Origin of the sequence: Streptomyces sp. NBC_01171 (genome assembly GCF_045039805.1) — a bacterium.
Taxonomy (GTDB): Bacteria; Actinomycetota; Actinomycetes; order Streptomycetales; family Streptomycetaceae; genus Streptomyces.
The window spans coordinates 6,091,947-6,115,431 of the sequence record NZ_CP108609.1 but is presented as its reverse complement, the minus strand read 5'-3'; the positions used below and the strand labels follow the sequence as shown (position 1 = coordinate 6,115,431).

Annotated in this window: 18 protein-coding genes; 7 read left to right on the top strand and 11 right to left on the bottom strand. The window is 73.6% G+C overall.

What is annotated here, in order from left to right; translation table 11 throughout:
* Positions 1-31: 31 nt before the first annotated feature.
* Complete coding sequence (locus OG448_RS28260) at positions 32-946, bottom strand: LysR family transcriptional regulator (RefSeq protein ID WP_405557968.1); 915 nt, start codon at positions 944-946, stop codon at positions 32-34.
* A gap of 102 nt (positions 947-1,048) precedes the next feature.
* Here OG448_RS28260 and OG448_RS28255 point away from each other — a divergent pair, with 102 nt between their 5' ends.
* The 5 genes from OG448_RS28255 (at position 1,049) to metK (ending at position 6,207) form a co-directional block, all read left to right on the top strand.
* A complete protein-coding gene (locus tag OG448_RS28255; RefSeq protein ID WP_161149662.1) occupies positions 1,049-1,414 on the top strand; it encodes a nuclear transport factor 2 family protein in 366 nt (121 codons plus the stop codon).
* 532 nt (positions 1,415-1,946) lie between these two features.
* A complete protein-coding gene (locus tag OG448_RS28250; protein WP_405557967.1) occupies positions 1,947-3,008 on the top strand; it encodes a ParB N-terminal domain-containing protein in 1,062 nt (353 codons plus the stop codon).
* Between the two features lie 62 nt (positions 3,009-3,070).
* Positions 3,071-3,925, top strand: coding sequence for an SDR family oxidoreductase (locus OG448_RS28245; RefSeq protein WP_405557966.1), 855 nt, complete (start codon positions 3,071-3,073; stop codon positions 3,923-3,925).
* Positions 3,926-3,977: 52 nt separating this feature from the next.
* The gene (locus tag OG448_RS28240) at positions 3,978-4,949 is read left to right on the top strand and encodes an aldo/keto reductase (protein ID WP_405557965.1); all 972 of its coding nucleotides are present in this window, start codon (positions 3,978-3,980) and stop codon (positions 4,947-4,949) included.
* A 70-nt stretch (positions 4,950-5,019) separates the two neighbouring features.
* Complete coding sequence (metK, locus tag OG448_RS28235) at positions 5,020-6,207, top strand: methionine adenosyltransferase (protein ID WP_405557963.1); 1,188 nt, start codon at positions 5,020-5,022, stop codon at positions 6,205-6,207.
* A 56-nt stretch (positions 6,208-6,263) separates the two neighbouring features.
* Here metK and OG448_RS28230 read toward each other — a convergent pair whose 3' ends face one another.
* The 4 genes from OG448_RS28230 to OG448_RS28215 form a co-directional block, all read right to left on the bottom strand.
* A complete protein-coding gene (locus tag OG448_RS28230) occupies positions 6,264-6,998 on the bottom strand; it encodes an isocitrate lyase/phosphoenolpyruvate mutase family protein (protein WP_405557962.1) in 735 nt (244 codons plus the stop codon).
* Positions 6,999-7,207: 209 nt separating this feature from the next.
* The gene (locus tag OG448_RS28225; RefSeq protein WP_405557960.1) at positions 7,208-8,599 is read right to left on the bottom strand and encodes a lyase family protein; all 1,392 of its coding nucleotides are present in this window, start codon (positions 8,597-8,599) and stop codon (positions 7,208-7,210) included.
* Positions 8,596-10,536 carry an FAD/NAD(P)-binding protein gene (locus OG448_RS28220; protein ID WP_405557959.1) on the bottom strand — a complete coding sequence of 647 codons (1,941 nt, stop codon included), beginning with the start codon at positions 10,534-10,536 and terminating at the stop codon, positions 8,596-8,598. Before OG448_RS28220 ends, OG448_RS28225 begins: the two co-directional genes overlap by 4 nt.
* A 4-nt stretch (positions 10,537-10,540) precedes the next feature.
* On the bottom strand, positions 10,541-12,283 hold the full coding sequence (locus tag OG448_RS28215; RefSeq protein WP_405557958.1) for an AMP-binding protein: 1,743 nt from the start codon (positions 12,281-12,283) through the stop codon (positions 10,541-10,543).
* 294 nt (positions 12,284-12,577) lie between these two features.
* On the opposite strand from OG448_RS28215, the gene OG448_RS28210 reads away from it, so the two are divergent.
* Positions 12,578-13,576: a hypothetical protein gene (locus OG448_RS28210; protein ID WP_405557957.1), complete on the top strand. Its 999-nt coding sequence runs from the start codon at positions 12,578-12,580 to the stop codon at positions 13,574-13,576.
* Entirely contained in the window at positions 13,573-14,553 is a 981-nt protein-coding gene (gene hisC, locus OG448_RS28205; RefSeq protein ID WP_405557956.1) for a histidinol-phosphate transaminase, read from the top strand. Before OG448_RS28210 ends, hisC begins: the two co-directional genes overlap by 4 nt.
* Before the next feature lie 3 nt (positions 14,554-14,556).
* Here hisC and OG448_RS28200 read toward each other — a convergent pair whose 3' ends face one another.
* The 6 genes from OG448_RS28200 to OG448_RS28175 all read right to left on the bottom strand — a co-directional run bounded on the left by OG448_RS28200 (position 14,557) and on the right by OG448_RS28175 (position 23,406).
* Complete coding sequence (locus tag OG448_RS28200) at positions 14,557-15,804, bottom strand: MFS transporter (protein WP_405557954.1); 1,248 nt, start codon at positions 15,802-15,804, stop codon at positions 14,557-14,559.
* Positions 15,805-15,886: 82 nt separating this feature from the next.
* A complete protein-coding gene (locus OG448_RS28195; protein ID WP_405557952.1) occupies positions 15,887-17,092 on the bottom strand; it encodes an ATP-grasp domain-containing protein in 1,206 nt (401 codons plus the stop codon).
* Positions 17,089-18,348 carry an MFS transporter gene (locus OG448_RS28190; RefSeq protein WP_405557950.1) on the bottom strand — a complete coding sequence of 420 codons (1,260 nt, stop codon included), beginning with the start codon at positions 18,346-18,348 and terminating at the stop codon, positions 17,089-17,091. The genes OG448_RS28195 and OG448_RS28190 overlap by 4 nt, the downstream gene beginning before the upstream one ends.
* Positions 18,345-20,972 carry an ATP-grasp domain-containing protein gene (locus tag OG448_RS28185; RefSeq protein ID WP_405557948.1) on the bottom strand — a complete coding sequence of 876 codons (2,628 nt, stop codon included), beginning with the start codon at positions 20,970-20,972 and terminating at the stop codon, positions 18,345-18,347. The genes OG448_RS28190 and OG448_RS28185 overlap by 4 nt, the downstream gene beginning before the upstream one ends.
* A gap of 101 nt (positions 20,973-21,073) precedes the next feature.
* Positions 21,074-21,724, bottom strand: coding sequence for a DsbA family protein (locus tag OG448_RS28180; RefSeq protein ID WP_405557946.1), 651 nt, complete (start codon positions 21,722-21,724; stop codon positions 21,074-21,076).
* Positions 21,721-23,406, bottom strand: a complete 1,686-nt coding sequence (locus OG448_RS28175; RefSeq protein WP_405557945.1) for a class I adenylate-forming enzyme family protein — start codon at positions 23,404-23,406, stop codon at positions 21,721-21,723. The genes OG448_RS28180 and OG448_RS28175 overlap by 4 nt, the downstream gene beginning before the upstream one ends.
* Positions 23,407-23,485 lie beyond the last annotated feature (79 nt).

The following is a 23,485-nucleotide window of genomic DNA, read 5'->3' as shown; positions in this document are numbered from 1 at the left end:
GACGGGCCCGCTTTCGTGGTGCTGGAAGCGGTTACGCGCCGCTCATCGACGCGACGGCCTGCGTCGGGGCGGGCTCGCCGAACGACTGCCGGCAGTGCAGCAGCAGTTCGCGCAGGGCGGGGCTCTTGGTGGGCGCGGAGATCAGGGCCAGCACCGCGGGAACGTCGGCGTCGGTGATGGCGACCGTCTTGAGCCCCTTCTGGTGGGCGGTCATCGACTCGGAGAGCACCGCGACACCGAGGCCCCGCTCGGCCAGGTGCATCACCGCGCCGGGCGCGCTCGCCTGAAGGGCGATGGTGGGGGTCAGCCCGAGCGCGGCGGACGCCTCGTCCAGCGTCGCCCGGATGCCGGTCCCCTCGGGCAGGCAGACGAGCGGGTAGGCGCTCAGTTCCGCGAGGGTGACCCCGTCCTTTTCGGCCAGCGGGTGCTCGTGCGGCACCGCGGCGACGATCGGCTCGCTGATCACCTGCCAGCCGTCCAGGTCCTCCGGCGCCCGATGGGCGGCGCCGATCAGCGCCAGGTCGACGGTGCCCTCGCGGACGTACTCGACCAGCTTGGCGGAATCGTCCTCGAGCAGGCTGATCTCGACGCCGGGGTGGGCGAGGTGGAATCCGGACAGGGCGTCGAAGAGCGGCTGGACGGTGCAGGCGGTGACCATGCCGACGACCAGCTTGCCCCGGACCAGGCCGTTCATCTCGTCCACGGCCTGCCGCAGCGAGTCCATCGAGGACAGCACGGACTTGGCGTGTGCCAGCACCACCTCGCCGACGGCCGTGAGCTGCACGCTGCGGCCGGAGCGGTCGATCAGGGTGGCCCCGAGGTCGTTCTCCAGTTGGCGGATCTGGGCGCTGATCCCAGGCTGGCTGATATGCACCAGCTCCGCGGCCCTGGTGAAATTGGCTTCCTGCGCCACGGCGATGAAGTACCTGAGCTGCCTGATCTCCATAACTCCAAATTATAACGCCGATCCGGATGATTGATTGGACTTGTTCTCGGCCAATGACGGAAAATTGCCACGTTGGTACCCGGACCGCAGGAAAGGATGATTGTGTCCGAGAACGAGAAGGCCCTGAAGCCGGAAGACCTCACCCGACTCTTCGTGGAGCGCGCCAACGCCGGTGACGCCGCCGGCCTCGCCGCGCTGTACGACGAGGAGGCCGTGATGGCCTACCCGCCCGGCAGCACCACCGTGGGCCGGGAGGCGATCCGCCAGCTCTGGGAGAAGGTGCTGTCCAACGCGCCGCACTTCGAGCCCGAAGAGCCCCTGCCCACGCTGGTGTTCGGTGACATCGCGCTCACCTCCACGCCGCCCAAGGACGGTTCCGGCGCCCGCGCGCAGGTGGTCAAGCGCCAGGCGGACGGCAGTTGGCTGCGCATCATCGACCAGCCGGAGTTCCGCCCGCCGACGAGCTGACGGCCTGTCGTTTTCTGGCCATCCTCGCCTGGGCGCCACCGGCCACCACACGGCTGGCGCCCGGTGCGCGAGGCGGGACGCCCGGCCGAAAAACCTGTTGTCTCCCACGAGGCGCTGGTTCCCGTCCGGGTGTTTTCCCTGATCGCGCGTTGACGATTCACCGGCACCGGATATGGTGCACGGCAGCAGGTCCAGAGCCAAACGGGGGAGGCTCTTCACAGTGATACGCGATACTCGGCGCCGCTTTTCGGCGCGGCGGGTCCTTTTCCGGAGTCGCCCCTTCCAGCCCGGCCCACTCGGTCCACGCCGCCCCATGAGCGCGGCGCAGCACCGGCGGCCGGGCTCTCGTGTATCCCCGGTCTGTTGTTACGGCCGGGTATTCGCGCACCGCCGCTGACCGCCCTGAAACACCGTCGCCGGTTCCTCCCGGCACCCTTCCGGGTGTCCCGAACCGGGCGACCGGTCTGTAGCCACGCGCGTCAATCTCACATCTTTATGCCCCCCGTACGGACATATGAACAGGAGATTGAGAATGGCTGTGACGGAAACCAGAGGAATTCACCTCGCCGCCCCGGTGATCTGTGAGTCGGCGGAACTGTGGAACGCGCAGGCGGACAGCCTGCCGGTGACACGGGCGCCCATCGAGTCGTTGTCGACCGACGACTCCCCCCGTATATCGGGGGAGAACGAGGAACACGTCCGGCACCTCGCACAGTGCGTCTCGCCGCTGCCGCCGATCATCGTGCACCGCGCCACGCTCCGCGTCATCGACGGCGTCCACCGGCTGCGGGCGGCCCGGCTCAACGGGCAGACCCACATCGACGTGCAGTACTTCGACGGCTCCGCCAAGGACGCCTTCCTGCTGGCGGTGGAGCGCAACGCCCACCACGGGCTGCCGCTGACGCGCGCCGACCGGAACGCGGCCGCGTTGCGCATCATCCGCTCGCACCCGGACTGGTCGGACCGGATGATCGCGTCCGCCACCGGGCTGTCACCGAAGACGGTGGGCTCGATCCGGCGTCGTTCGGGTGACGCAATTCCTCAGTTGAACGCCCGGATCGGCCGGGACGGCCGGTCGCGCCCGGTCGACAACTCCGAGCGACGCCGGCTGGCGGGCGAGTACGCCCGTACCCATCCGCAGGCCACGCTGCGGGAGATCGCCCGGGAGAGCGGGCTGTCCCTGGCGACCGCCCGCGATGTGCGCGAACGCGTGCAGAAGGGCGCGAGTCCGACCCTCGCCGGGCGGCCGTCCGGCGGTCCGGTGCCCGGGCCGGCCGCGCCGTCGCCCGCGTCCCGCGGTCCGGAACAGGGCGGCGTGACCGCCTTCGCGCTGGCGGAGACCCTACTGCTGCTCAAGCGGGACCCGTCGATACGGCTCACCGAGCACGGCCGGTTCCTGCTGCGGCTGCTGGACACCCACGCGCTGGCGAACCGGCGCTGGGAGGAGCTGGTGGACCGGATACCGCCGCACTGCGCGGCCAAGGTCGCGGCCGCGGCCCGGGAATGCGCGGCCTCCTGGCGCGACGCGGCCCAGCAGTTGGAGGAGCGGGCCCGCGCGGTCGACGGGCGGGGGGCGGTGAACACCATCGCCTGAACGGGAGTTGCGCCAAATAGGCGTCTCTCGTGAAATCCGGCGGTTTTCCCTATGCTCTCCGCATGACAATTCTGGTGACCGGAGCCACCGGTAAGACGGGCCGCCACGTGGTACGGGAACTGCTTGCCGCGGGCGAAGAAGTACGTGTATTGACCCGCAGTCCGGAAAAGGCGGAAGTCCCTTCCGGGGCGAGTGTCGTGCGGGGTGACCTGAATGAACCGGACAGCCTTTATCCGGCGCTCGACGGGGTGTCCTCCGTATTCCTCTTTCCGGTTCTCGACGGCATCCCGGCGTTCGCGGCGACGGCGAAACGCGCGGGCGTGGAGAAAGTGGTGCTGTTCACCGGCGCCTGGGCCGCGGGACACACCGGGCGGGACCGGGCCTCCTGGGTCTATCCGAGGTACCGGGCGGCCGAGGCGGCGCTCGCGGAGAACGGGCCGGAGCGATGGACGGTGCTCCGGCCGGCGCCCTTCGCCACCAACGCGCTGTGGTGGGCGCCGGGCGCGCGGGCGGACGGGGTGGTGCGGCTGCCCCATCCCGACGCCGTCTGCCCGGTGGTCCACGAGGCCGACCTCGCGGCGGCGGCGGTGGCCGCGCTGCGGACGGACGGCCACCACGGGCGGTGGTACACGGTCACCGGGCCCGCGCCCGTCTCGCAGGCGGAGCAGGTCGCCGCGATAGCGGAGGCGAGCGGGCGGCCGCTGCGGGTGGCCCGGATCGACCCGGAGGTCTGGCGGTCCGAGGCGGAGCGCTTCCTGCGGCCGGGCATCGTCGCCGACCTGCTGAACGAGTGGTCCCAGACCGAGGCCGACCCGGCCGCCGCCCTGCCGGTCACCTCGGCCGTGGAGGACCTCACCGGCCGTCCCGCGCGCACCTTCGCCCGCTGGGCCGCCGACCACGCCGGCGACTTCCGCTGACCCAGGCCCGCCAGGACCCGGCCCGCCCCGAACCCGGCCCCGAAAGGACGTCATGGAGTACACCCAGCTCGGCCGCAGCGGTCTGCGCGTCTCCCGGCTCTGCCTCGGCACCATGAACTTCGGGGTGCACACCGAGGAGGCCGAGGCCCACCGCATCCTGGACGCCGCCCTGGACGCGGGCGTCAACTTCGTGGACACCGCCGACCTGTACGGCTGGCCCGAGCACCCCGGCCTGACCGAGACGGTGATCGGCAACTGGCTCGCGCGGGGCGGCGGCCGCCGCGACCGGACGGTGCTGGCCACCAAGGTGTACTCGGACATGGGCGACTGGCCCAACGAGGGCGGGCTGTCCGCGCTGCACATCCGCCGGGCGGTCGAGGCCAGCCTGCGGCGGCTGCGCACCGACCACATCGACCTGTACCAGATGCACCACGTCGACCGGTCCACCCCGTGGGACGAGATCTGGCAGGCCATGGACGTCCTGGTGGCCCAGGGCAAGATCGTCTACGTCGGCTCCAGCAACTTCGCGGGCTGGCACCTGGCCGAGGCCCAGGAGACCGCGCGCGCCCGGCACCTGCCCGGCCTGGTGAGCGAGCAGTCCCACTACAACCTCCTGGAGCGCACCGTCGAGCTGGAGGTGATCCCGGCCGCCCGGCGCTACGGCATCGGGCTGCTCCCCTGGTCCCCGCTGCACAGCGGCCTCCTCGCCGGGGTGCTGCGGGACGAACGCCGGGGTGTGCGCCGCACGGTCGCGCGGGCCGCCGCCGCGCTGGCGACCCGGCGCCCGCAGATCCAGGAGTACGAGGACTTCGCCGCCGAGCTGGGCCAGGAGCCGGGGCATGTCGCGCTGGCCTGGCTGCTCGCCAACCCCGCCGTCACCGCGCCCGTGGTCGGCCCACGCACGCTGGCCCAGTTGCACGGCGCGCTCGCCGCGCTCGACGTCGAGCTGGAGCCGAAGGCGCTGGCCCGGCTCGACGAGATCTTCCCCGGTCACCGGCCCGCGCCCGAGGCGTACGCCTGGTGACGCCCGGCCGGGGCCACGCCGCCCGGCCACCCCGCATCCGTCAGCAGCCGCTGCGAACCCGAGGAGTGTCATGCCCCGCCGTCTGTTCACTTCGGAGTCCGTCACCGAGGGCCATCCCGACAAGATGGCCGACCGGATCAGCGACACGGTCCTCGACGCGCTGCTGGCGCGTGACCCGCGCTCGCGCGTCGCCGTGGAGACCCTGATCACCACCGGCCAGGTGCACGTGGCCGGCGAGGTCACCACGCGGGCCTGGGCGGACGTGCCCGCCCTGGTCCGCGAGGCCGTGCTCGACATCGGCTACGACGCCTCGGCGAAGGGCTTCGACGGCGCCTCCTGCGGGGTGTCCGTCTCCATCGGTGCCCAGTCCCCCGACATCGCGCGCGGTGTCGACGCGGACACCGAGGACATCCTGGCCGCCCAGGGCGCCGGGGACCAGGGCCTGATGTTCGGGTACGCGACCGACGAGACCCCTGAGCTGATGCCGTTGCCGATCCGGCTCGCGCACCGGCTGGCCCAGCGGCTGACCGAGGTGCGGCGCTCCGGGAACATGCCGTACCTGCGGCCCGACGGGAAGACCCAGGTCACCGTGGAGTACGACGGGGACCGGGCGGTCCGGCTGGACACGGTCGTGGTCTCCGCGCAGCACGCGGCGGACGTCTCGCTGGAGGACCTGCTGGTGCCCGAGGTGCGCCGGAACGTGGTCGACGTGGAGCTGGCGCGGCTGGCCGGGGAGGGCATCGAACTCGACACCGAGGGCTGCCGGTTGCTGGTGAATCCCACCGGGCGCTTCCACATCGGCGGCCCGATGGGCGACGCGGGGCTGACCGGCCGGAAGATCATCATCGACACCTACGGCGGCATGGCCCGCCACGGGGGCGGCGCCTTCTCGGGCAAGGACCCGTCCAAGGTGGACCGCAGTGCCGCGTATGCCATGCGCTGGGTGGCCAAGAACGTCGTGGCCGCCGGTCTCGCCGCGCGCTGCGAGGTGCAGGTGGCCTACGCGATCGGACGGGCCGAGCCGGTGGGCCTGTTCATCGAGACCTTCGGCACCCACCGGGTCGGGGTGGACGTGATCGGCAAGGCCATCGACGAGGTCTTCGACCTGCGCCCGGCGGCCATCATCCGCGACCTCGACCTGCTGCGCCCGATCTACGCCCAGACGGCTGCCTACGGCCACTTCGGCCGTGAGCTGCCGGACTTCACCTGGGAGCGCACGGACCGCGCGGAGGCGCTGCGCGCGGTGGCCGGGCTCTAGCTTCGACAGGTGCGCCCCGCCCAGGACTCGGGCGGGGCGCGTCGTCGTACCGGGGGTCAGGCGGGCAGGGTGCGGGCGATCTCCGTGAGGGCGGCCTCGGCACGCTGGTGCAGGCCGCCGCCGAAGGTGACGCGGGCGGCGCCCAGCCGGCCCAGCTCCGCCGGGGTCGGCCCGTTCGGCAGGTACAGGGCGTTCAGCGGGGCCGGAATGCCCTTGGCCAGCTCGGGCAGCAGCTCGGCCGGGGCCAGGATCGGATAGACCACGTCCGCCCCCGCCTCGGCGTACAGGCGGCCCCGGACGATCGTCTCCTCCGCGTCGCTCGCGCCGTGCAGGAACGTGTCCACGCGGGCGTTGAGCACCACCCGGCCCGCGGCGGCCGCCACGAACTCGGCCAGCCGGTCGGCGTGTTCGCGGGCGTCCTTGAGCTTGCCGGAGGCGTGATCGGTGTCCTCCAGGTTGCAGCCGACCGCGCCCACGCCGAGCAGCCGCTCCACGATCCCGGCCGGGGCGAGCCCGTAGCCGTCCTCGATGTCGACGGTCACCGGGACGTCGACGGCGCGGATGATCCGGGCGAGCGCGTCGAACACCTCGTCGGCCGGTGCCGCTCCCCCGTCGGAGTATCCGAGCACGGCGGCGACGGCGGCGCTGGAGGTCGCCAGCACCCGGTGCCCGGCGTCCGCGAACACCCGGGCGCTCACCGCGTCCCAGACGTTGGGGATCACCAGCGGGTCACCGGGTTCGGGCCGCTGATGCAGCGCACGAAACTCCTCGGTCCGAGTACGGCTGGGCACAGGTCGCCTCCTGAAAACGGTCACCACGAACGAGCCGTCGCCAGCGTAGGCAACGGGGGGTGCGTACGTCCCGTGGCGCCGTCAGCGTTTCAGGACGCCGACCGCGCCCGCCACGCCTGTGTGATGGGCGGAGTCCAGCAGCTCGGGGTTCTCCAGCCCTCTCGCCACGCCGACGGCACTTCGGGCAGCGGCGCCTCTTGGAGCCGCCCTCAGCGCTTCAACGCCCGGTCCACCAACGCCCCCGCCGCACCCGTGTAGCGAGCCGGATCGAGCAGCTCTACCAACTCGGGGCCGTCCAGCACGCCCGCCAACTCCGGCAGCGCCGACAGCACTTCGCCCAGCGGCACTCCCTCCGCCGCCGCCCGCCTCGACGCCTCGCTCAGCAGCCGCCGGGCCTCCGCCTTGCCGAGGCGTGGCGCCAGGACGGCGGCGACGCGCTCGGAGACGATCTGGCCGCCGGTCAGGTCGAGGTTGGCGCGCATGCGGTCGGTGTGGACGGTGAGGCCGCGGGCGAGGTCGAGGGCGGTGTGTGCGGCGCCGCCGGTCAGGCGCAGGGCCTCGCGGAGCAGGGGCCATTCGGCGTGCCAGGCCCCGGCGGACCGCTCGTCCTCGGTGGTGAGGCACTGGGTCAACCCGGCTGCCAGCACCGGCACTTGGAGGGCGGCCGAGCGGATCAGCGTGGCGAGGACCGGGTTGCGTTTGTGCGGCATGGCGGAGGAGGCGCCCCGGCCGGCCGGGGCGGGCTCGGCCGCCTCGCCGACCTCGGTGCGGGCCAGTACCTGTACATCGACCGCGATCTTCCCCAGCGCGGCCGCCGTATGGGCGAGCGCGGCGCCGAGGTCGGCGACCGGGGTGCGCAGCGCGTGCCAGGGCAGGACGGGCCGGGCGAGGCCGGTCTCGTCGGCGTAGGCGGCGATGAGGGCGTCCAGGTAGCCGCCGGCGTCGTCGGCGCCGGTGGCCCCGTCGAGGCGGGCGTACTCCAGGTATCCGGCGAGGGTGCCCGCCGCGCCGCCGAGCGCCACCGGAAGGCCGTGGTCCAGGACGCGGCCGAGCCGGTCGGCGGAGTCCAGCACCAGGGACCGCCAGCCCGCCGCCTTGAGCCCGAAGGTGGTGGGCACGGCGTGCAGGGCGAGCGTGCGCCCGGCCATGACGGTGTCCCGGTGCTCGCCGGCGAGGCGGGCCAGCTCCTCGGCGGTGGCGCGCAGATCGGCGACGGTGAGCCGCAGCGCGCGGGCGGCCACCAGCATGGTGCCGGTGTCGAGGATGTCCTGGCTGGTGGAGCCCCGGTGGACGTACTCGGCGGCGGCCGGGTCGGCGGCCGCCACCACGCCGGTGAAGGCGCGGACCAGCCCGACCACCGGGTTGGCGGTCTCGCGGGCCGCGAGGGCCAGCGCGCGGGCGTCCAGCCGCCGCGCGTCGGCGGCCTCGGTGATGACGGCGGCGGCCGAGGCGGGCACGGCGCCGAGCCGTGCCTGGGCCCGCGCCAGCGCGGCCTCCGCGTCGAGCATGGCCTGGAGCCATGCCAGGTCCCCGGTCGCCTCCTCCACGGGCACCCCGGCGCGCACCGGGGACAGCAGGCCGACGTCGAGTCCGGCGTTCATGCCGTCACCTCCGCCGGTCCGGCGGCCCTCGGGGTGGACGCCGGGGCGGGCAGGGACAGTACGGCGTGCGCGATGGCGTCGGAGTCCTCCAGCGTCACGGAGCCCACACCGGGCCGGATGCCCGCCGCGGTGACCCAGTGCACGGCCTCGGTGGGGACGCCGTAGGCGAAGCGCCGGGGGTGGGCCCGGCCGGCGGCGTCGAGCAGCCGGTAGGGGCGCGTCGACACGTCGAGCCCGCCGGTCTCGTACACCCCGCCGTGCGCGGTGGGTATCCGGTGCGGGCGGCACTGGCCGGTGTTCAGCAGGTGGCGCAGCAGCGGGTCGGCGGTGCGCAGCAGGTCGGGCTCGGGCAGCCGGGCCTCGATGAGCGTGGTGAAGGGCGGGGCGACGTCCGCTCCGCCGAGGGTGCGGGCCACGAAGGCGGGACCGTCGGCCACGGTGTCCACGAGCAGACCGGGCGGCAGGACCTCCACGATCCCGGCCTCGATGAGCGCGCCGAGTTCCTCGATGCGGGAGGCGGGTGGGCCGATGGAGAGGAAGGCGTTGAGGGGGGTGTACCAGGCTTGCAGTTGGTCGCGGTAGGAGGCGCCGTCGATGCCGTCGTGGTCGACCACGAGGCGGATCTCGTTGCGCAGGTCCCGCAGCACGTCGAGGGCGGCCTTCCGCGGGCCGGTGACGTTCCCCGCGCGGGCGTCGGCCACGTCCTGGCGGAGATGCCCGAGCAGCCAGGCGCGGTAATCGGCCACGGAGCTGAACTCCCGGTCCCCGTACGGCCGGGCGATGCGCGCCCAGTCCCAGCGGTCGGCGGCGCCGATGCCGGCCGCGTCGAGGAACGCGTCCTCCTCGCTCTCCGGGACGTACGGGTAGGCGTCCGCGAAGGCGGTGGCGTCCTGCCCGCGCTGGGTGAGCAGGGCCGCGTAGTAGACGCCCTGGACCTCGCGGGCGATCAGCGGCCACAGGTCGGCACGGAAGCTCAACCGCTCGCCGCGCCGGGAGCGCTCGCGCAGGGCGGCCACCCTCTCCTGGTCCAGCAGCCGTGGCTCGTGCCGGCCGTGCGCGCCCTTCTGGTTCTCGCCGCGCGCGTGGTACGGCACTCCGCGCCGCGAGCCCGCGAACATGCGGGGTTCCTCGCCGGAGGCCCGGTACACGAGCCGGTCCCCGGCACGCGCGAAGGAGCCGCCCCGGCCGAGCGTGAACAGGGCGACGTGGTCGAAGAAGTTGAGGCCGAGTCCGCGCAGCAGCACCGGCTGCCCGGCGCCGATGGCGGACAGGTCGTGGTCGGCGGGGTTGGCGGGTGGCAGATAGGTCAGCCCGTGCGTGGCGGCGAAGTCCGCGAACCGGCGTGTCTCGTCGGTGGGTCGGTTCGGGAGGTGGCCGAGGGCGAGGACGACGGCGTCGAGGCCGGTCAGTTCGGTGCCGTCGGCCAGGAGCACGCTCTGCGGGCCGTCCGGCACGGGACCGGTGTCGTCCAGGGCGACAGCGCGCGAGGCGTGCACCCGGACGGTGATGTGGGCCGGGGCGGTGGCGAGGAGGCGCCGGAAGACCCAGCGCAGGTAGTGGCCGTAGAAGGCGCGGGTCGGGTAGGAGTCGGGGCCGAGGGAGCGGGCCTCGGCGGCGACCGACTCCTCGGCGGTACCGGTGCCGGCGAGTCGGCGCGCCCACTCGTACAGGCTGGGGCCGTCCTCGACCGGGCCGACGATGTCGACGCTGTGGTCGGTGAACAGGGTGACCTGGGAGGCCACCGTGTTCATCAGCAGGTGCGGGGACTGCGCGGTGCGCCAGACCCGGCCCGGCCCCGGGGGCGAGGGGTCGACGAGGTGCACGGTGAGCCGCTCGCGCGAGGGCGACTTCCGTTCCTGGGCGAGCAGCCGCTCCAGGACGGACACGCCGCGGGGCCCCGCCCCGACGACGCAGATCTCCGAGGGTGTGCTGATCAAGGGGTCACTCTCCGCTGGACTGTGGAGTGGGCGTGGCCGGTCCGGGGACCGGACGGGGAGCGGGGCGGTGGGCGGTGGGGGCCGGGGTGAGTCGGATGGAGACCTCCACTCCGGCACCGACCGGCAGGGGTATGGAGAGGTAGTCCTCGCTGTCGCGCACCCGGTCGAGGTAGGGGCCGGTGGGGGCGGAGCCCAGAGCGAGCACGATGGTGCCGGGGCGCATCCGCCCCTCCAGCGCGGTGAGCGCGGGCAGGGTCAGGTCGGGGCGGCAGTCGAGCAGGGCGAGGTCGACCGGGGCGGGGGCGCGGCCGAGGTCGTGCAGGCCGGCGTGGCGGACCTCCGCCCAGGGGGCGAGCCCGGCGGCCGTGAGCCGGGCGCGGGTGTCGGCGGCCAGGTGGGCGTCGGGCACGTGGCCGACGATGCGCCCGGTGCCGTTCGCCCGTGCCCCGGCGGCGAGTTGGTCGAGGGAGCCGTCGGCGGTGCCGTCGAACGCCACCACGCAGTCCGCGCGCAGCGAGCGGACCAGCGAGTACAGCAGGCGTCCGATCTCGGGGGTCAGCGGTTCTCCGGCGCGCGGGGCGCGGTCGGGGCGGACGAGGTGGACGAACCCGTCGGCGTCGATGGCGGCCCGCACCCCGGTGTGCAGCCAGCCGTCGGTTCCGTCACCCGGCTCGTCCGGGGTGAGTGGCACGGCCAACCCGGCGCCCCCGACGAGGAGTTCACCGTCTGGCCCGATCTCGGCGCGGACATGGGACAGGGGCCGCCCGACCGTGCCGGACCTGCGGGCGGCCGGGGTGTTCCAGCTCACCGCCCCGGTGTTGCCGGCCAGCCCGTACCCGGCGTACACCGGCAGCCCGAGGCCCTCGCACTCGCGGAGCAGCGGGTGGGGCACCTCGGTGCCGCACCACAGCAGCGGTACCCCAGGGGTGCCGAACAGGGCGGCCGGTACGGGTGTGCCCTCGCGGCGCGCGGTGCGGGCGGCGCCGATCAGGGCCGTCGCGGCGGGCGGGGTGACGGCGAGCGCGGTGGGCCGGACCGTGGCCGTCCAGTCCGGCAGGGCGGTGGCGGGGATGCCGCGCGGGGGCAGCAGCAGGCAGCCTCCGTCCGCGATGGCCATCGGGGTGGCGGCCACCTGGTGGGCGAGGGCGCCCAGCGGGACGGTGACCGCGCAGCGGGCGAAGGCTCCGACGGGCAACTCGGCGCGCAGCGCGTCGAGGTGGGCGCCGACGGCATGGGCGCGGATGCCGACCCGGCCGGCCGAGCCCGCCGAGGCGGGGAGGATCTTGCAGATCCAGTCCCGGTCGTCGTCGGGGACGCGATAGGCACTGGGCGCGGAGTCGGTGAGCGCGGCGAGGTCGACCGGGACGACCGGGCAGCCCTCGGGCAGTACGCGCCGGCCCGCCCAGGCGGCCAGCAGGGCCAGGCCGCGGGTGTCGGCGAGGACGGCGGACACGTCCGCGAGCAGGGCGGCCGCGGTGCGCGCGGAGGCGCCGGGCGGTACGGGGCAGCCGGTCACCCGCAGTGCCAGCAGGGCGAGTTCGGCGACGACGGCCTCGGCGGTGTCGCCGCACAGGATGCCCACCCTGTGCCGGGGACCGAGGTCCAGGCGGTCCCCCAGGGCGCGGGCGGCGCGGGTGATCTCGCGGTAGGAGTGGACGACGGCGGTGCCGTCCTCGGCCGTCACCTCCACCAGCGGCCGGTCGCCGTCCTCGGCATGTCTGCGCAGGACGGTCTCAACGGCCCTCACGCTCGGTTTCCTCCCGTCGGGCGCGCCGCCGGGCGCGGTGGTGACGTCCGCCGCTCAGGCGGTGGTGCGCTCCGGGCCGAAACGGTTCCAGCCGACGTCGTCGGACCCGAGCAGCGGAACATCGGTGATTACGCCGTACATGTCTCCCCCTCTTCGGTAAATGCGTCGGAAACAAGGGGTCGGAAAATAAGCGAGCGCCAGTGCGGTTCGCGGCTCGATCCTCCGACGGAACAACCGTCACCCGTCGGCGAACGAACACAAAAGACCTAACATGCTTCGGGTCGGCGCAGTGCCGTGAAACGAAGGATTGAAATGGAAACAGCTCAGCGTAAATCGGGCACGGAAATGACCGGGACACCCCTGGAGGAGTACGCGCCCGGCCCGCTCCAGGAGGCGATAGCCGCCTGCTCGGCCGGCCTCACCGAGGACGTCCCGGACTACCGCACCACCATGCGCAACGTCGCCGAGGCCCTGAGCGGCCTCTCGCGCGCCGTCGCCGAGCAGGCCGACTGGGCGCCCCCGGAGCCGCACGGCGCCTCCGGGACCCGTCCGGACACCGGGGAAACCGGCAGCGTGAACTCCGCTTTCCGGTACCTGAACGGCCTTCCGGACATCAACCGGGCCATTCAGAATGAGTTGGCGGGGGCTCGCGAGGAGATCCTCACCGCCCAGCCGGACGGCTCGCGCCCGCCCTCCGTGCTGCGCGACGCGCTCGCCTCGGTACGCCGGCAGCTCGCCGCCGGGGTGGCCATGCGGACGCTCTACCAGCACAGCACGCGGTTCGACGAGCCGACCAAGCAATACGTCAAGGTGGTGACCGAGTTCGGTGTCCAGGTGCGCACACTGCCGGAGTTCTTCGAGCGGCTCATCATCATCGACCGGTCGGCCGCGTTCATCCCGGGCAGCCGGGACCGGCAGACCGCGGTGCTGGTCCGGGAGCCGGCCGTGGTCGCTTTCCTCACGGACGTGTTCACCCGGCAGTGGGACCGCGCCGAACCGTTTCCCTTCGTCCCGGTGCGCGCCGCGGAGGCCGCCGGAGAAGTGATCCCTGACATGCGGGAATCGATCCGGAAACTCCTGATCGAGGGCCGCTCGGACAAAGAGATAGCCCGGCGTCTGGGATTGAGCCTGCGTTCACTGCAAAGTCATGTGGCGCGCCTGAAAGAGGATTACGGTGCCCAGCACCGGCTCCAGCTCGGATATCTCATGGCATTGAGCGATCATTCCCCGGCCGGACCGGATTCGGGGAATTCCCCGCACCCTCGATCGACCCCAGGAGAAACGCGTCCATGACCCGCCACGCGCTGGCCGCGAACGAGAACCCCTATCCGCCGCTGCCCTCGGTGCGGACCGCGCTCGCGGCGGCGGCCGGCGGCCTCAACCGCTACCCCGACCGCACGGTGACCGAGCTGGTCGACGCCCTCGCGGACCGCCACGGGGTGCCGCGTTCGCACATCGTGACCGGCGCCGGATCGGTGGGTGTCACCCACCATCTGCTGCACGCCGTGGTCCGTGACGGTGACGAAGTGGTGTACGCGTGGCCGTCGTTCGAGGCGTACCCGCACCTCACCGAGATCTGCCGGGGCACCTCGGTACGGGTGCCGCTGCGCGAGGAACGGCACGACCTGGCGGCGATGGCCGACGCCATCACCCCGCGCACCGCCCTGGCCGTCGTCTGCAACCCCAACAACCCCACCGGCACCGCCGTCACCCGTGCCGAACTGGAAGCCTTCCTGGACCGCGTGCCGGAGAACGTCCTCGTACTGCTGGACGAGGCGTACCGGGAGTTCGTGCGCGACCCGGAGGTCCCGGACGGCATCGAGCTGTACCGGAGCCGGCCGAACCTGGTCGTGCTGCGGACCTTCTCCAAGGCGTACGGCCTGGCCGCGCTGCGGGTCGGCTACGCGTTCGCGCACGCGGAGGTGGCCGCCCGGATCAGGCACACCGTCGTGCCGTTCGGGGTGAACGCGCTGGCCCAGACCGCCGCCCTGGCCTCCCTGGTGGCGGAGGACGAGCTGCTGGAGCGGGTGGAGGCCGTGGTCAAGGAACGCGACCGGCTGACCAGCGCGCTGCGGCCGATGGTGCCGGTGACCGCGTCGGAGGCCAACTTCCTCTGGCTGCCGCTGGCCGAGCGCACGACGGCGTTCGCGGAGGCGTGCGCCCGGGACGGGGTCGCCGTACGGGCCTTCCCCGGCGAGGGCGTACGCGTCACGGTCGGCACCCCGGAGGCGAACGACGCCGTGCTGCGGGTCGCGGCGGCGCTCACCTGAGGCTCAGTCCCGTACGGGCGCCGACTCCCGCATCTCGGCCGGGCGCCGCGCCTCCGCCCACCGCACGGCGGGTTCCATGGCGAGGCCCGCCCCCAGGAACAGGGCGCCCACGACCAGCCAGCCCCCGGTGCCCCAGGACAGGATGAGCGTGGTCAGCAGCAGCGGGCCGATGAGCCGCGCGACGGCGGTCCCGGCGCCGTAGAAGCCCTGGTACTGGCCCTGCTTGTCGGCAGGGGCGAGCGCGAAGCCGATCTCCCAGGAGCCGGAGCCGAGCAGCATCTCGCCGAAGACCTGCACACACGCGGCGAGCAGCAGCACCAGCACCGGCAGCCAGGCCGAGGTACCGGCCGCCGACACCGCGAAACAAACACAGGCCAGCAGCAGCACCATGCCCGCCTGCCGCACGGCACGCGCGGCCGACCGCAGTCCCGTCACCCGCGCGGCCATCCTGACCTGGAACAGGACCACGCTGAGCGTGTTGAGCACCAGCAGCGCCGACACCGTCCAGCCCGGCGCCCCGGTCCGCTGCACGATCCACAGCGGCAGCACCACGCTGAGCAGCGGCATGTACAGCAGCATGACCATGTTCAGCAATGAGACCAGCGCGTACGGGCGGTCCCGGAGCACGGTGAGGGCGCGCCCGGCGGGCCGGTCGGCCGAGGTGAGCTGCCGGGCGGGCACGGGCAGCCGGCTCAGCACCCAGGCGGCCAGGACGAAGGTGACCGCGTCCATCGCCAGCGCCGTGAGGTAGGACGCCTCGCTGTCGAGCTGGAGGGCGATGCCGCCGAGCGCGGCGCCGAGGGCCAGACCCGCGTTCACGGTCGACTGCAGGTAGGCCCGCGTCTCGGTGCGCCGGGCGGGCTCCACAAGCCCGGCCAGCAGGGCCTGCCGGGCGGCCGCCAGCCCGCACTGGCAGCAGGTGTACAGGCACACGGCGGCGAGGAACGCCGGGTAGGTCCGTACGAAGAGCAGGGAGGCGATGGCGGCGCCGGTGGCGAGCGACATCAGGATGGCGATCCCGCGCGGTCCGCGCCGGTCGGCGAGATGCCCGAGCGGTACACCGACGACTGCGCCGAGCGCCCAGCCGATGGTGAGCGCGGCGCCGATCTGGGTCGGGGACAGCCCGACGACCCGGCTGAAGTACAGCACCGAACACACGTAATAGGCGCCGTCGCCCACGGAGTTGGTGAGCTGCGCCAGGGCCAGGGTCCTGGGCGGCCCCGGTGGGGGGATGATCCGGCTGACGCGCATTCAGTTCCTTCCGTACGGGGCCGTGCTGGGAGGAGTCTTTCCGGCTCACGGTGGGGCGCGCCACCGGAAAGGACCGTTCCGGCTAGGGGACTTGAGGTGTCACGGTGAAGCGCAGGTTCTCGCGGACGAACTTCACGGCGTCCTCCCGCTCGGTGGGCGACCCGGCGTCGATGAGCACGTGCCCGAGCCGCCGGCCGGACGAGGTGAGCGGGAGGACCGTGTCCCCCACTCCTTTGCGGGGCCGTACCCGGACGACCGCCGGGTGCGCCCGCACCTCGTCCAGTCCCCCGATCCCGGTGATGGTGCCGGGCACGGCGGTGAGGAAGACCGTGGCCGCATGGGACACCGGCCGCTCGGGCAGGGCGGGCAGGGGCAGGCCGACCGACAGCAGCACCATGGCCTCGTACAGGTCGAAGCCGTAGGTCAGGCCGATCGCGTCGGGCAGATAGTCGCCGGGGGTGCGCACCGCGACCTCCATCAGCACCGGGCCGGCCGCGCCCATCCGGAACTCCAGGTGCACCAGGCCGGTGTCCATGCCCAGGGCGCGGAGCACGCCCGAGGTCAACTCCCCGACCTGGGCGGCGGATTCGGGGCCGAGGTCGTGGCCACAGCGGTGGACGAGTTCGACGAAGTACGGCGGTGGGGTGGTCTCCTTGGCGGTGACGTTCTCGAAGAGGACCTCGCCCTCGCGGACCAGGGCCTCCCAACTGAACTCGGGCCCCTCCACGGCCGTTTCCACGAGGAGCTGTCCCTCCCCGTCCCGCCGGGCGACGACCTCCTCGACCTCCTGCGGGGTACGGATCAGCTCGACGCCCTGGCTGCCGGACAGGCTGAGCGGTTTGACCACCACGGGGAGGTGCTGGAGCATCCAGTCGCGGGCCTCGCCGAGCCGGGCCACGTGCAGATACTCGGGCTGCGGGACACCGTGCGCCCCGAACAGGGCGCGTTGCAGGGCCTTGTTGCGGGAGACGACCGCCGCGTGCAGCGAGGGTCCGCGCAGGCCGTGCCGCTGCTGGGCGAGGGCCGCGGCGACGACCTGGGGTTCGGCGAAGCCGATCAGGCCGTCCGGCACCCGCTCGGTCACGGCGGCCGCGACCGCACCGGCCCAGGACTCCTCGTGACCGTCGGGCACCCGGTAGAAGCGTTCCGCGAGCGCGGTCGGGCGGCTCCCCCAGGTCGCGGCGGACTCCAGCGCGCGGGCCCGTACGCCCAGCCGGGCGGCGGCCTCCAGGTAGGGGCGGCCCATGGTGCCGACGCCGGCCAGCAGCAGTTCCCTCGGCGCGGTCATGACGCGGTCCTCTCGACGGGGGCCGGCGCGTCCGCGGGCGGCGGGGTGCGCAGCAGGCGGGTGACGGGGGTGACGAGCAGCGCGGCCAGGGCGAACGCAGCCGCGAGGCCGGCCCAGCCGAGCGGGCCCCCGGCGATCACGACCGAGGTGATCAGTGCGGGGCCCACGATGCGCTGGCCGGTGCCGCCGAGGCTGAACACCGAGAGGTAGACGCCCTTCCGGTCCTCGGGGGCGCACTCGTAGCTCAGTTCCCAGCCTCCGGTGGCCTGCCACATCTCCCCGAAGGTGAGCAGCACACAGGCCAGCCCGAGCACCGCGGCCGCCGCCCAGGCCGAGTCGGGGGCACCGGACACGGCGAGGGCGGCGCAGCAGAGGGTCAGCGCCACCCCGCCGAGCCGCAGGGAGCGCGCCGCGCCGTCCGGACGTTCCGCGATCCGGGCGACCGGGACCTGGAGCGCGATCGACAGCAGGGTGTTGACCAGCACCAGGAAGGGCAGCGCCCCGGCGGGCATCTCGGTGGCCTGGAGCGCCCACAGCGGCAGGCCCACCGACAGGATCGTGACGTGCAGGTTGAGGAAGCCGTTGAGGACGGTCAGCAGCCCGTACCGCCAGTCCCGGAAGCGCCGGACCGCGTCCAGCGGGCCGACCTTGCGCTGGACGGTGTCGGCGCCGTCGAGCCGGAGCCGGGTCAGCATGAGCGCCGAGAGGACGAAGGCGGCGGCGGTGCCCAGCACGATGGCCCGGTACGGCCAGACGCTGTCGGCGGTCAGCAGCGGCGCGGCGAGCAGCGCGCCGACGGAGAAGCCGGCGTTGCGCACGGTGCGGATGATGGCCATGGTGCGGGTGCGGTCGGTGCCCGCCACCGTCGCGGACGCCACCGCCTGGGTCATCGGCTGGGTGGCCGCCTCGGCGGCGGCCAGCGCGCAGGAGACGAGGGTGAAGCCGACCAGCCCGTGCACCAGGCACAGCAGCGCGAAGCCGCCCGCCCGCCACACCTGGAGGGCGATCAGGGTGCGCCGGGCACCGAACCGGTCCCCCGCCGCGCCGATCGGCACGGTGGTCAGGAAGCCGACGACCCCCGAGATGGCGAGGCCGGTGCCGACCTCGGCCGGGGTCAGTCCCACCGAGCGGACGAAGAACACCGCCGACGCGGCCAGATACAGGCCGGTGCCGATCGCGTTGACCAGCGAAATGACCGCGAAGGCACGCCCGTCGGGGGTGGCGGGGACGTAGGCGCGCCAGAAGGAGCGGCTCATCCCTCCTCCCCCGGCACGGACTCCGGCGCGGCCTCGGGCTCGGTGGCGATGTCGATCAGCGCGGCCGCCCACTCGGCGAGCCGGCCCGCGGCGGCCGGTCCCTCCTCGGCGGTGGCGATGATGAACCCGGCGCGCTCCCACGAGCTGGTGACGGGCCGCATCACGGCCCCCGGCTCGACGGCGAGGTGCACCTCGCGCACCCCTTCCGCCTCCCGTGCCCGGTCGGCGCCGGACACCCGTGCGACCCGGCCGGGCGGCGGGGTGAGGAAACGTACGGCGGCGCCCTTGAGGGCGGGCCGGGGCTCCACGGGCCCGCGCCCCTCCAGCACCCGGAGCAGACAGCTCAGGATGTCGGTGCCGTACGCCTCGTCGATGAGGACGGTGATGCCGCCGCCCGGCATCCGCCCGGCGCACTCGATCAGGTGCGGGCGTCCGTCCGGTCCGGCGAGCAGCCACTCGGAGTGCAGGATGCCGGAGCGGAAGCCGATGCTCTGGGCGAGCCGCACCAGGGACCGGCGCAGCTCGGTCTCCGTCTCGTCGGGCAGCGGGGCGGGCACGGTGTGGCCGGTCTCGACGGGGTGCCGGGAGTCCCGCACGGTCTTGGCGGTGATGTTGAGGAAGCCGACGACGCCGTCGTGGACGACGGCCTCCACGCTGAACTCCGGCCCGCGCAGGCGCTGTTCGACCAGGTAGCGGGCGGGTTCGGGGTGGCGGGCGCGCAGGGTCGGCTCGTCGGCGGCGGTGGTGTGGGCCCAGGCCGCCGTCACGTCGTCGTCGGGGCCGAGGAGCTGGACGCCGAGGCTGGCCTGGCGGCCGGCGGGCTTGAGGACGGCTTCTCCGTCGTGGGCGGCGCGGAAGGCGGCGACCGTCTCGGGTCCGGTGGCGGGCGCCCAGTCGGGCTGGAGGGTGCCGGTGCCGGTCAGCGCGGCCCGCAGCAGGCCCTTGTCGCGGAGCAGGTGGGCGGCCTTGACGCCCGCGCCGGGCAGCCCCCACTCCTCGGCGAGCGCGGCGGCGATGACCACCCCGTACTCGACGACGGGGACGACCGCGCGGACCTGGGGCGGGCGGGGTACGGCGCGGACGAGGCGCTCGGGGTGTGCCTCGTCCTGGGTGGGCGCGGGCAGCAGCGCGGCCACGCAGGCGTGGCGGTCGGAGAGCCCGGCGAGCCCGCGCGCCTCGATGACGTCGGGTTCCTCCAGCACCAGCACGGAGCCGACCGGGAGGAGGCCGTCGAGCTTGCCGAGCATGACGGGGCTGTAGCCGACGAGGACATGGGTGACGGACGCCTCCGGCACTGCCTCGGGGCCGGTGTCGACGGTGACGGCGGCGCGCACCTCGGCCTCCAGCGCGTCGAGTTCGGCGACGGTCGGGGCGTCGATCAGGAAGGACACCGCACGGTCCTCGGAGCTGTGCAGCTCGCCCAGGCGGGCCCCCCGGTCCTGGTGGACGAGGACCGCGCGCAGGGCGGGTGGGGCGTCGGGCGGGCCGGGCTCGAGGTGCGGCCAGAGTCCGCGTTCCCCGACCCAGGCGGGCGCGACCCCGAAGCCGTCCACGGCGACGTCGCGCAGGATGCCCGGAGCGTGCTCGAGGTAGACCTGGCGGGCGAAGCGCGTGGGCGCCGGGTAGGTGACGGGTTCGCCGAGGGCGATCCGGATGATCTGCCGCTCCAGCGACGCCCCGGTGGCCAGTTCGTACAGCACGCAGAGTCCGTCGCCGGGCGGCCGGGCGGCGACCTCCATCAGTACGGGCCGCCCCTCGGCGCCGATCCGCCACTCGGCGTGGGCGACGCCGTCGCGGAATCCGAGGGTGTCCAGAACGCTCGCGTTGGCGGTGAGCAGGGCCTCGGCGTCGTCGGGGCGGTCGCCGGGCACGGTGTGGGACAGCTCGACGAAGGTGGGCGCGTGGGTGTCGGTGGTGTCCTTGCGGGTGACGGAGGCGAAGACGATCCGGCCGCCCTGTACGAGGGACTCGACGGAGAACTCCTGCCCGGCGACCTTCTCCTCGACGAGCACCGTCTCGTGTGCCGGGTGCCCGGCGAGCAGCTCACGCAGCCGGGCGGGCCCGTCGACGCTCTCCACCCCGGAACTGGAGTGCCGCCCGGCCGGCTTGAACACCACCGGGTAGGCCAGGGACGCCACGTCGACCCGGTCGCGTTCGCCGGGCGGTACGACGACGGCGGCCGGGCTGTACTCGGGCAGGTACCAGCGCTGGAGGTACTTGCTGCGACAGGCGCGGCTCGCGCGCAGGCCGGGGCCCGGCACGCCGAGGGCGTCGGCGAGCAGCCCGACGGGTTCGACCTGGGTCTCGCCCACGGCACAGGCGCCGACGATGTCGTACTCCTCGCGCCAGCGCAGGGCGGCGGCCACCGCGCCGGGGAGGAAGGAGTTGTCGCGGCCGGGGTCGCCGTCCACGAAGGCGAAGTCGTGGATGCCGGCGGCCGGATGGGCGGGGTCGGCGGCGCAGGCCAGCGCCTCGTCGCGAGCGCCGGCGGGGGTGATGAGGAGGATCTTCAGGCCGCGCCGGGCGAGTTCGTCCAGGTAGGCCGGTGACCGGCACACCACCAGGAACGATCCCGCCAGTACGAACGCGGGCGGGCGCTGTTCTCTTCGCTGCGGCTCGTCCATCTCCTGTTCCCCCCGAATGTCGTTGCCGGTGTCGATGGTGCGCGGCGGCCGGGCCGCTCCGCTGTCGGCGGGAGGCGGCCCGGTCGCCGTGGGGGCGCGTCTCAGTCGAAGCGGAGACTGCCCGTGCGGGTCCTCTTCAGCTCGAAGAAGTCCGGGTAGTTGGCCAGCGCGCGGGCTCCGTCGAAGATCCGGGCGGCTTCCTCGCCGCGCGGGATGGAGTTGAGCACCGGGCCGAAGAAGGCGACGCCGTCGATGTGGATGGTGGGCGTGCCCACGTCCTCGCCGACCGGGTCCATGCCCTCGTGGTGGCTCTTGCGCAGTTCCTCGTCGTAGGTGTCGGTGTCGGCGGCGGCCAGCAGCGAGTCGGGCAGGCCACGGGCGGCGAGGGCCTCGGCGGCGACCGCGAGGTAGTCCTTGTTGCCGCCGTTGTGGATGCGGGTGCCCAGCTCCTCGTACAGGCCCGGCAGCACCTCGTCGCCGTGGTGGTGCGCGGCGGCGGTGACGATCCGGATCAGGGCGAGGGAGTTGTCGACCAGTTCGCGGTACCAGTCGGGCAGTTCGCGTCCCTCGTTGAGGACGTACAGGCTCATCAGCCGGAAGCTGAGGTCCAGTTGACGGTGCTGCTGGACCTCGAGAATCCAGCGGGAGGTGATCCAGGCGAAGGGGCATGCCGGGTCGAAGTAGAAGTCGACCTTGGCGGTGTCCGTACCGGCGCCGGCGGCCGGCGCGGTGGCGGGCGTGTCTGCGGTCATGCGGTGGGCTCCTCGTGGACGGCGACGAGCACGCCGTCGCGGTCACGGACGTAGGCGGTCAGCTCGGCGTACTGCTCGCGCAGTTGCCGCTTGAGGACCTTACCGGTGACACCCACAGGCAGACCGGTCTCTTCCGGGACGATCTCCAGCAGGCCGAGCACCGGGTGGCCGGCGGCCCGCAACGCCTCGTTGGCCTGGCGGAGCAGCTTCTCCGGGTCGGGGTCGGCGACCGACTGGCCGACGGTGACGACGGCGACCGGTACCGTCCGTCCGTCGCGGCGCCCGGCGACCACGGCGACGTCGCCGGTGTCGGGGACGTCGTTGAGGATGACCTCCTCCATGAACACCGAGTAGCCGGTGCCCTGTTCGGTCTCGATGGCGTCGGCGGCGCGGTCGACGAGGAAGAAGTCGCCCTCGCTGTCGCGGTAGGCCATGTCGCCGGGCAGCCAGTAGCCGGACAGCTTGAAGCGGTAGGTGAGGTCGGAGTCACCCCAGTAACCGGGCGTGATGGCGGGGCCCTTGGCGGCGAGGAAGCCGACCTCGCCGTCGTCGGCGTGGCTGCCGTCCTTGCGCAGGATGGCGACCTCGGCGACGCCGACCGGCTTGCCCGCACAGCGGTCGTGGCGCTCGCTGTCCAGGGTGCGGGCCTTCAGCAGCACGCCCCAGCCCAGTTCGGTGGTGCCGAGCCGGTCCAGGAAGGCGGCGGGCTCCAGGCCGGGGCTGCGCATGGAGAGCACCTTGGTGATGTGGGCCTGGTGCACGGCGTCCCCGATGGACACCCACGCCTGCACGGAGTCCAGCGCACCGGGCTCCGGCTCGGTGTTGGCGAGTTCGGCGTAGGCGTGCGCGAAGGACATCACGGAGGTGGGCCGGTACTTGCCGACGGCGGTGGCGAGTCCGGGGCCGCTGCGGTCACTGAGGGCGACGATCGGGGTGCCTCCGAGGACCGCGTACACGGTGTACGCGATGCAGCCGAGGTGGGACTGGGGCAGCGCGGTCATCATCAGCGCGCCCGGCTGCTCGGTGTGGTCGACCAGGCGGAACTTGGGCCCGGAGACGATGGACTTGTGGGTGTGGATGGTCGGCTTGGGGCGGCCGGTGGTGCCGGAGGAGTGCAGGATCGCCACCGGGTCGTCGTCGTGGTGGCGCCAGTAGGCGGAGTCCGGGAGCGGCGCGGCCGGCGGGGCGGGCAGCTCCTCCACGGACACGGCGAAGCGCAGGCCGAGGCCGTCCACGGCGGAGCCGAGCCGGTCGAGGCGGGCCCGGTCGGCGTAGAGGCCGACGGGTGCGGTCTGCTCGATCAGTGAGGTGGCGATGGCCTGCGGGGCGTTGGAGTTGATCAGCAGGGCGACCGCGCCGATCTGGGCGAGGGCGTAGAAGTGCAGGGAGTAGGCGAGGGAGTCCTCGAACCAGACGGCGACCCGGTCGCGGGTGCCCACGCCCTGCGCGAGGTACCAGGCGGACCAGCTCTGGGCCAGCGCGTCGAACTCGGCGAGGCTGAACTCCTCGCGCTCCTCCCCCGAGGGCACGGGTATCGGCCGGCTGGAGCGCAGGAACGGCAGGTCGGGGTCGGGGCTGGTGGCCAGCGCGGCGCGCAGCAGGTTGCCGCCGCCGATGGCGGGGTCGGCGGCGAGCGCGGCCCGCTGCTCGGGGGTGAGGACGGTCGGGGCGAACGTGGTCATGGACAACCTCTCGGACAGGGTTCGGGCAGGGTGCGGCGAGGTCTTCGCCGCCGGTGCCGTGCGGCCGCGGGTGATCCCT

What these genes read in the sequence shown, in the direction of transcription:
- OG448_RS28180 (WP_405557946.1), bottom strand. Translation starts at nt 21,724, where the DNA reads ATGACCGCAGACACGCCCGCCACCGCGCCGGCCGCCGGCGCCGGTACG.
- OG448_RS28185 (WP_405557948.1), bottom strand. Translation starts at nt 20,972, where the DNA reads ATGGACGAGCCGCAGCGAAGAGAACAGCGCCCGCCCGCGTTCGTACTG.
- OG448_RS28250 (WP_405557967.1), top strand. Translation starts at nt 1,947, where the DNA reads ATGGCTGTGACGGAAACCAGAGGAATTCACCTCGCCGCCCCGGTGATC.
- OG448_RS28240 (WP_405557965.1), top strand. Translation starts at nt 3,978, where the DNA reads ATGGAGTACACCCAGCTCGGCCGCAGCGGTCTGCGCGTCTCCCGGCTC.
- hisC (WP_405557956.1), top strand. Translation starts at nt 13,573, where the DNA reads ATGACCCGCCACGCGCTGGCCGCGAACGAGAACCCCTATCCGCCGCTG.
- OG448_RS28175 (WP_405557945.1), bottom strand. Translation starts at nt 23,406, where the DNA reads ATGACCACGTTCGCCCCGACCGTCCTCACCCCCGAGCAGCGGGCCGCG.
- OG448_RS28245 (WP_405557966.1), top strand. Translation starts at nt 3,071, where the DNA reads ATGACAATTCTGGTGACCGGAGCCACCGGTAAGACGGGCCGCCACGTG.
- OG448_RS28190 (WP_405557950.1), bottom strand. Translation starts at nt 18,348, where the DNA reads ATGAGCCGCTCCTTCTGGCGCGCCTACGTCCCCGCCACCCCCGACGGG.
- OG448_RS28225 (WP_405557960.1), bottom strand. Translation starts at nt 8,599, where the DNA reads ATGAACGCCGGACTCGACGTCGGCCTGCTGTCCCCGGTGCGCGCCGGG.
- OG448_RS28200 (WP_405557954.1), bottom strand. Translation starts at nt 15,804, where the DNA reads ATGCGCGTCAGCCGGATCATCCCCCCACCGGGGCCGCCCAGGACCCTG.
- metK (WP_405557963.1), top strand. Translation starts at nt 5,020, where the DNA reads ATGCCCCGCCGTCTGTTCACTTCGGAGTCCGTCACCGAGGGCCATCCC.
- OG448_RS28260 (WP_405557968.1), bottom strand. Translation starts at nt 946, where the DNA reads ATGGAGATCAGGCAGCTCAGGTACTTCATCGCCGTGGCGCAGGAAGCC.
- OG448_RS28195 (WP_405557952.1), bottom strand. Translation starts at nt 17,092, where the DNA reads ATGACCGCGCCGAGGGAACTGCTGCTGGCCGGCGTCGGCACCATGGGC.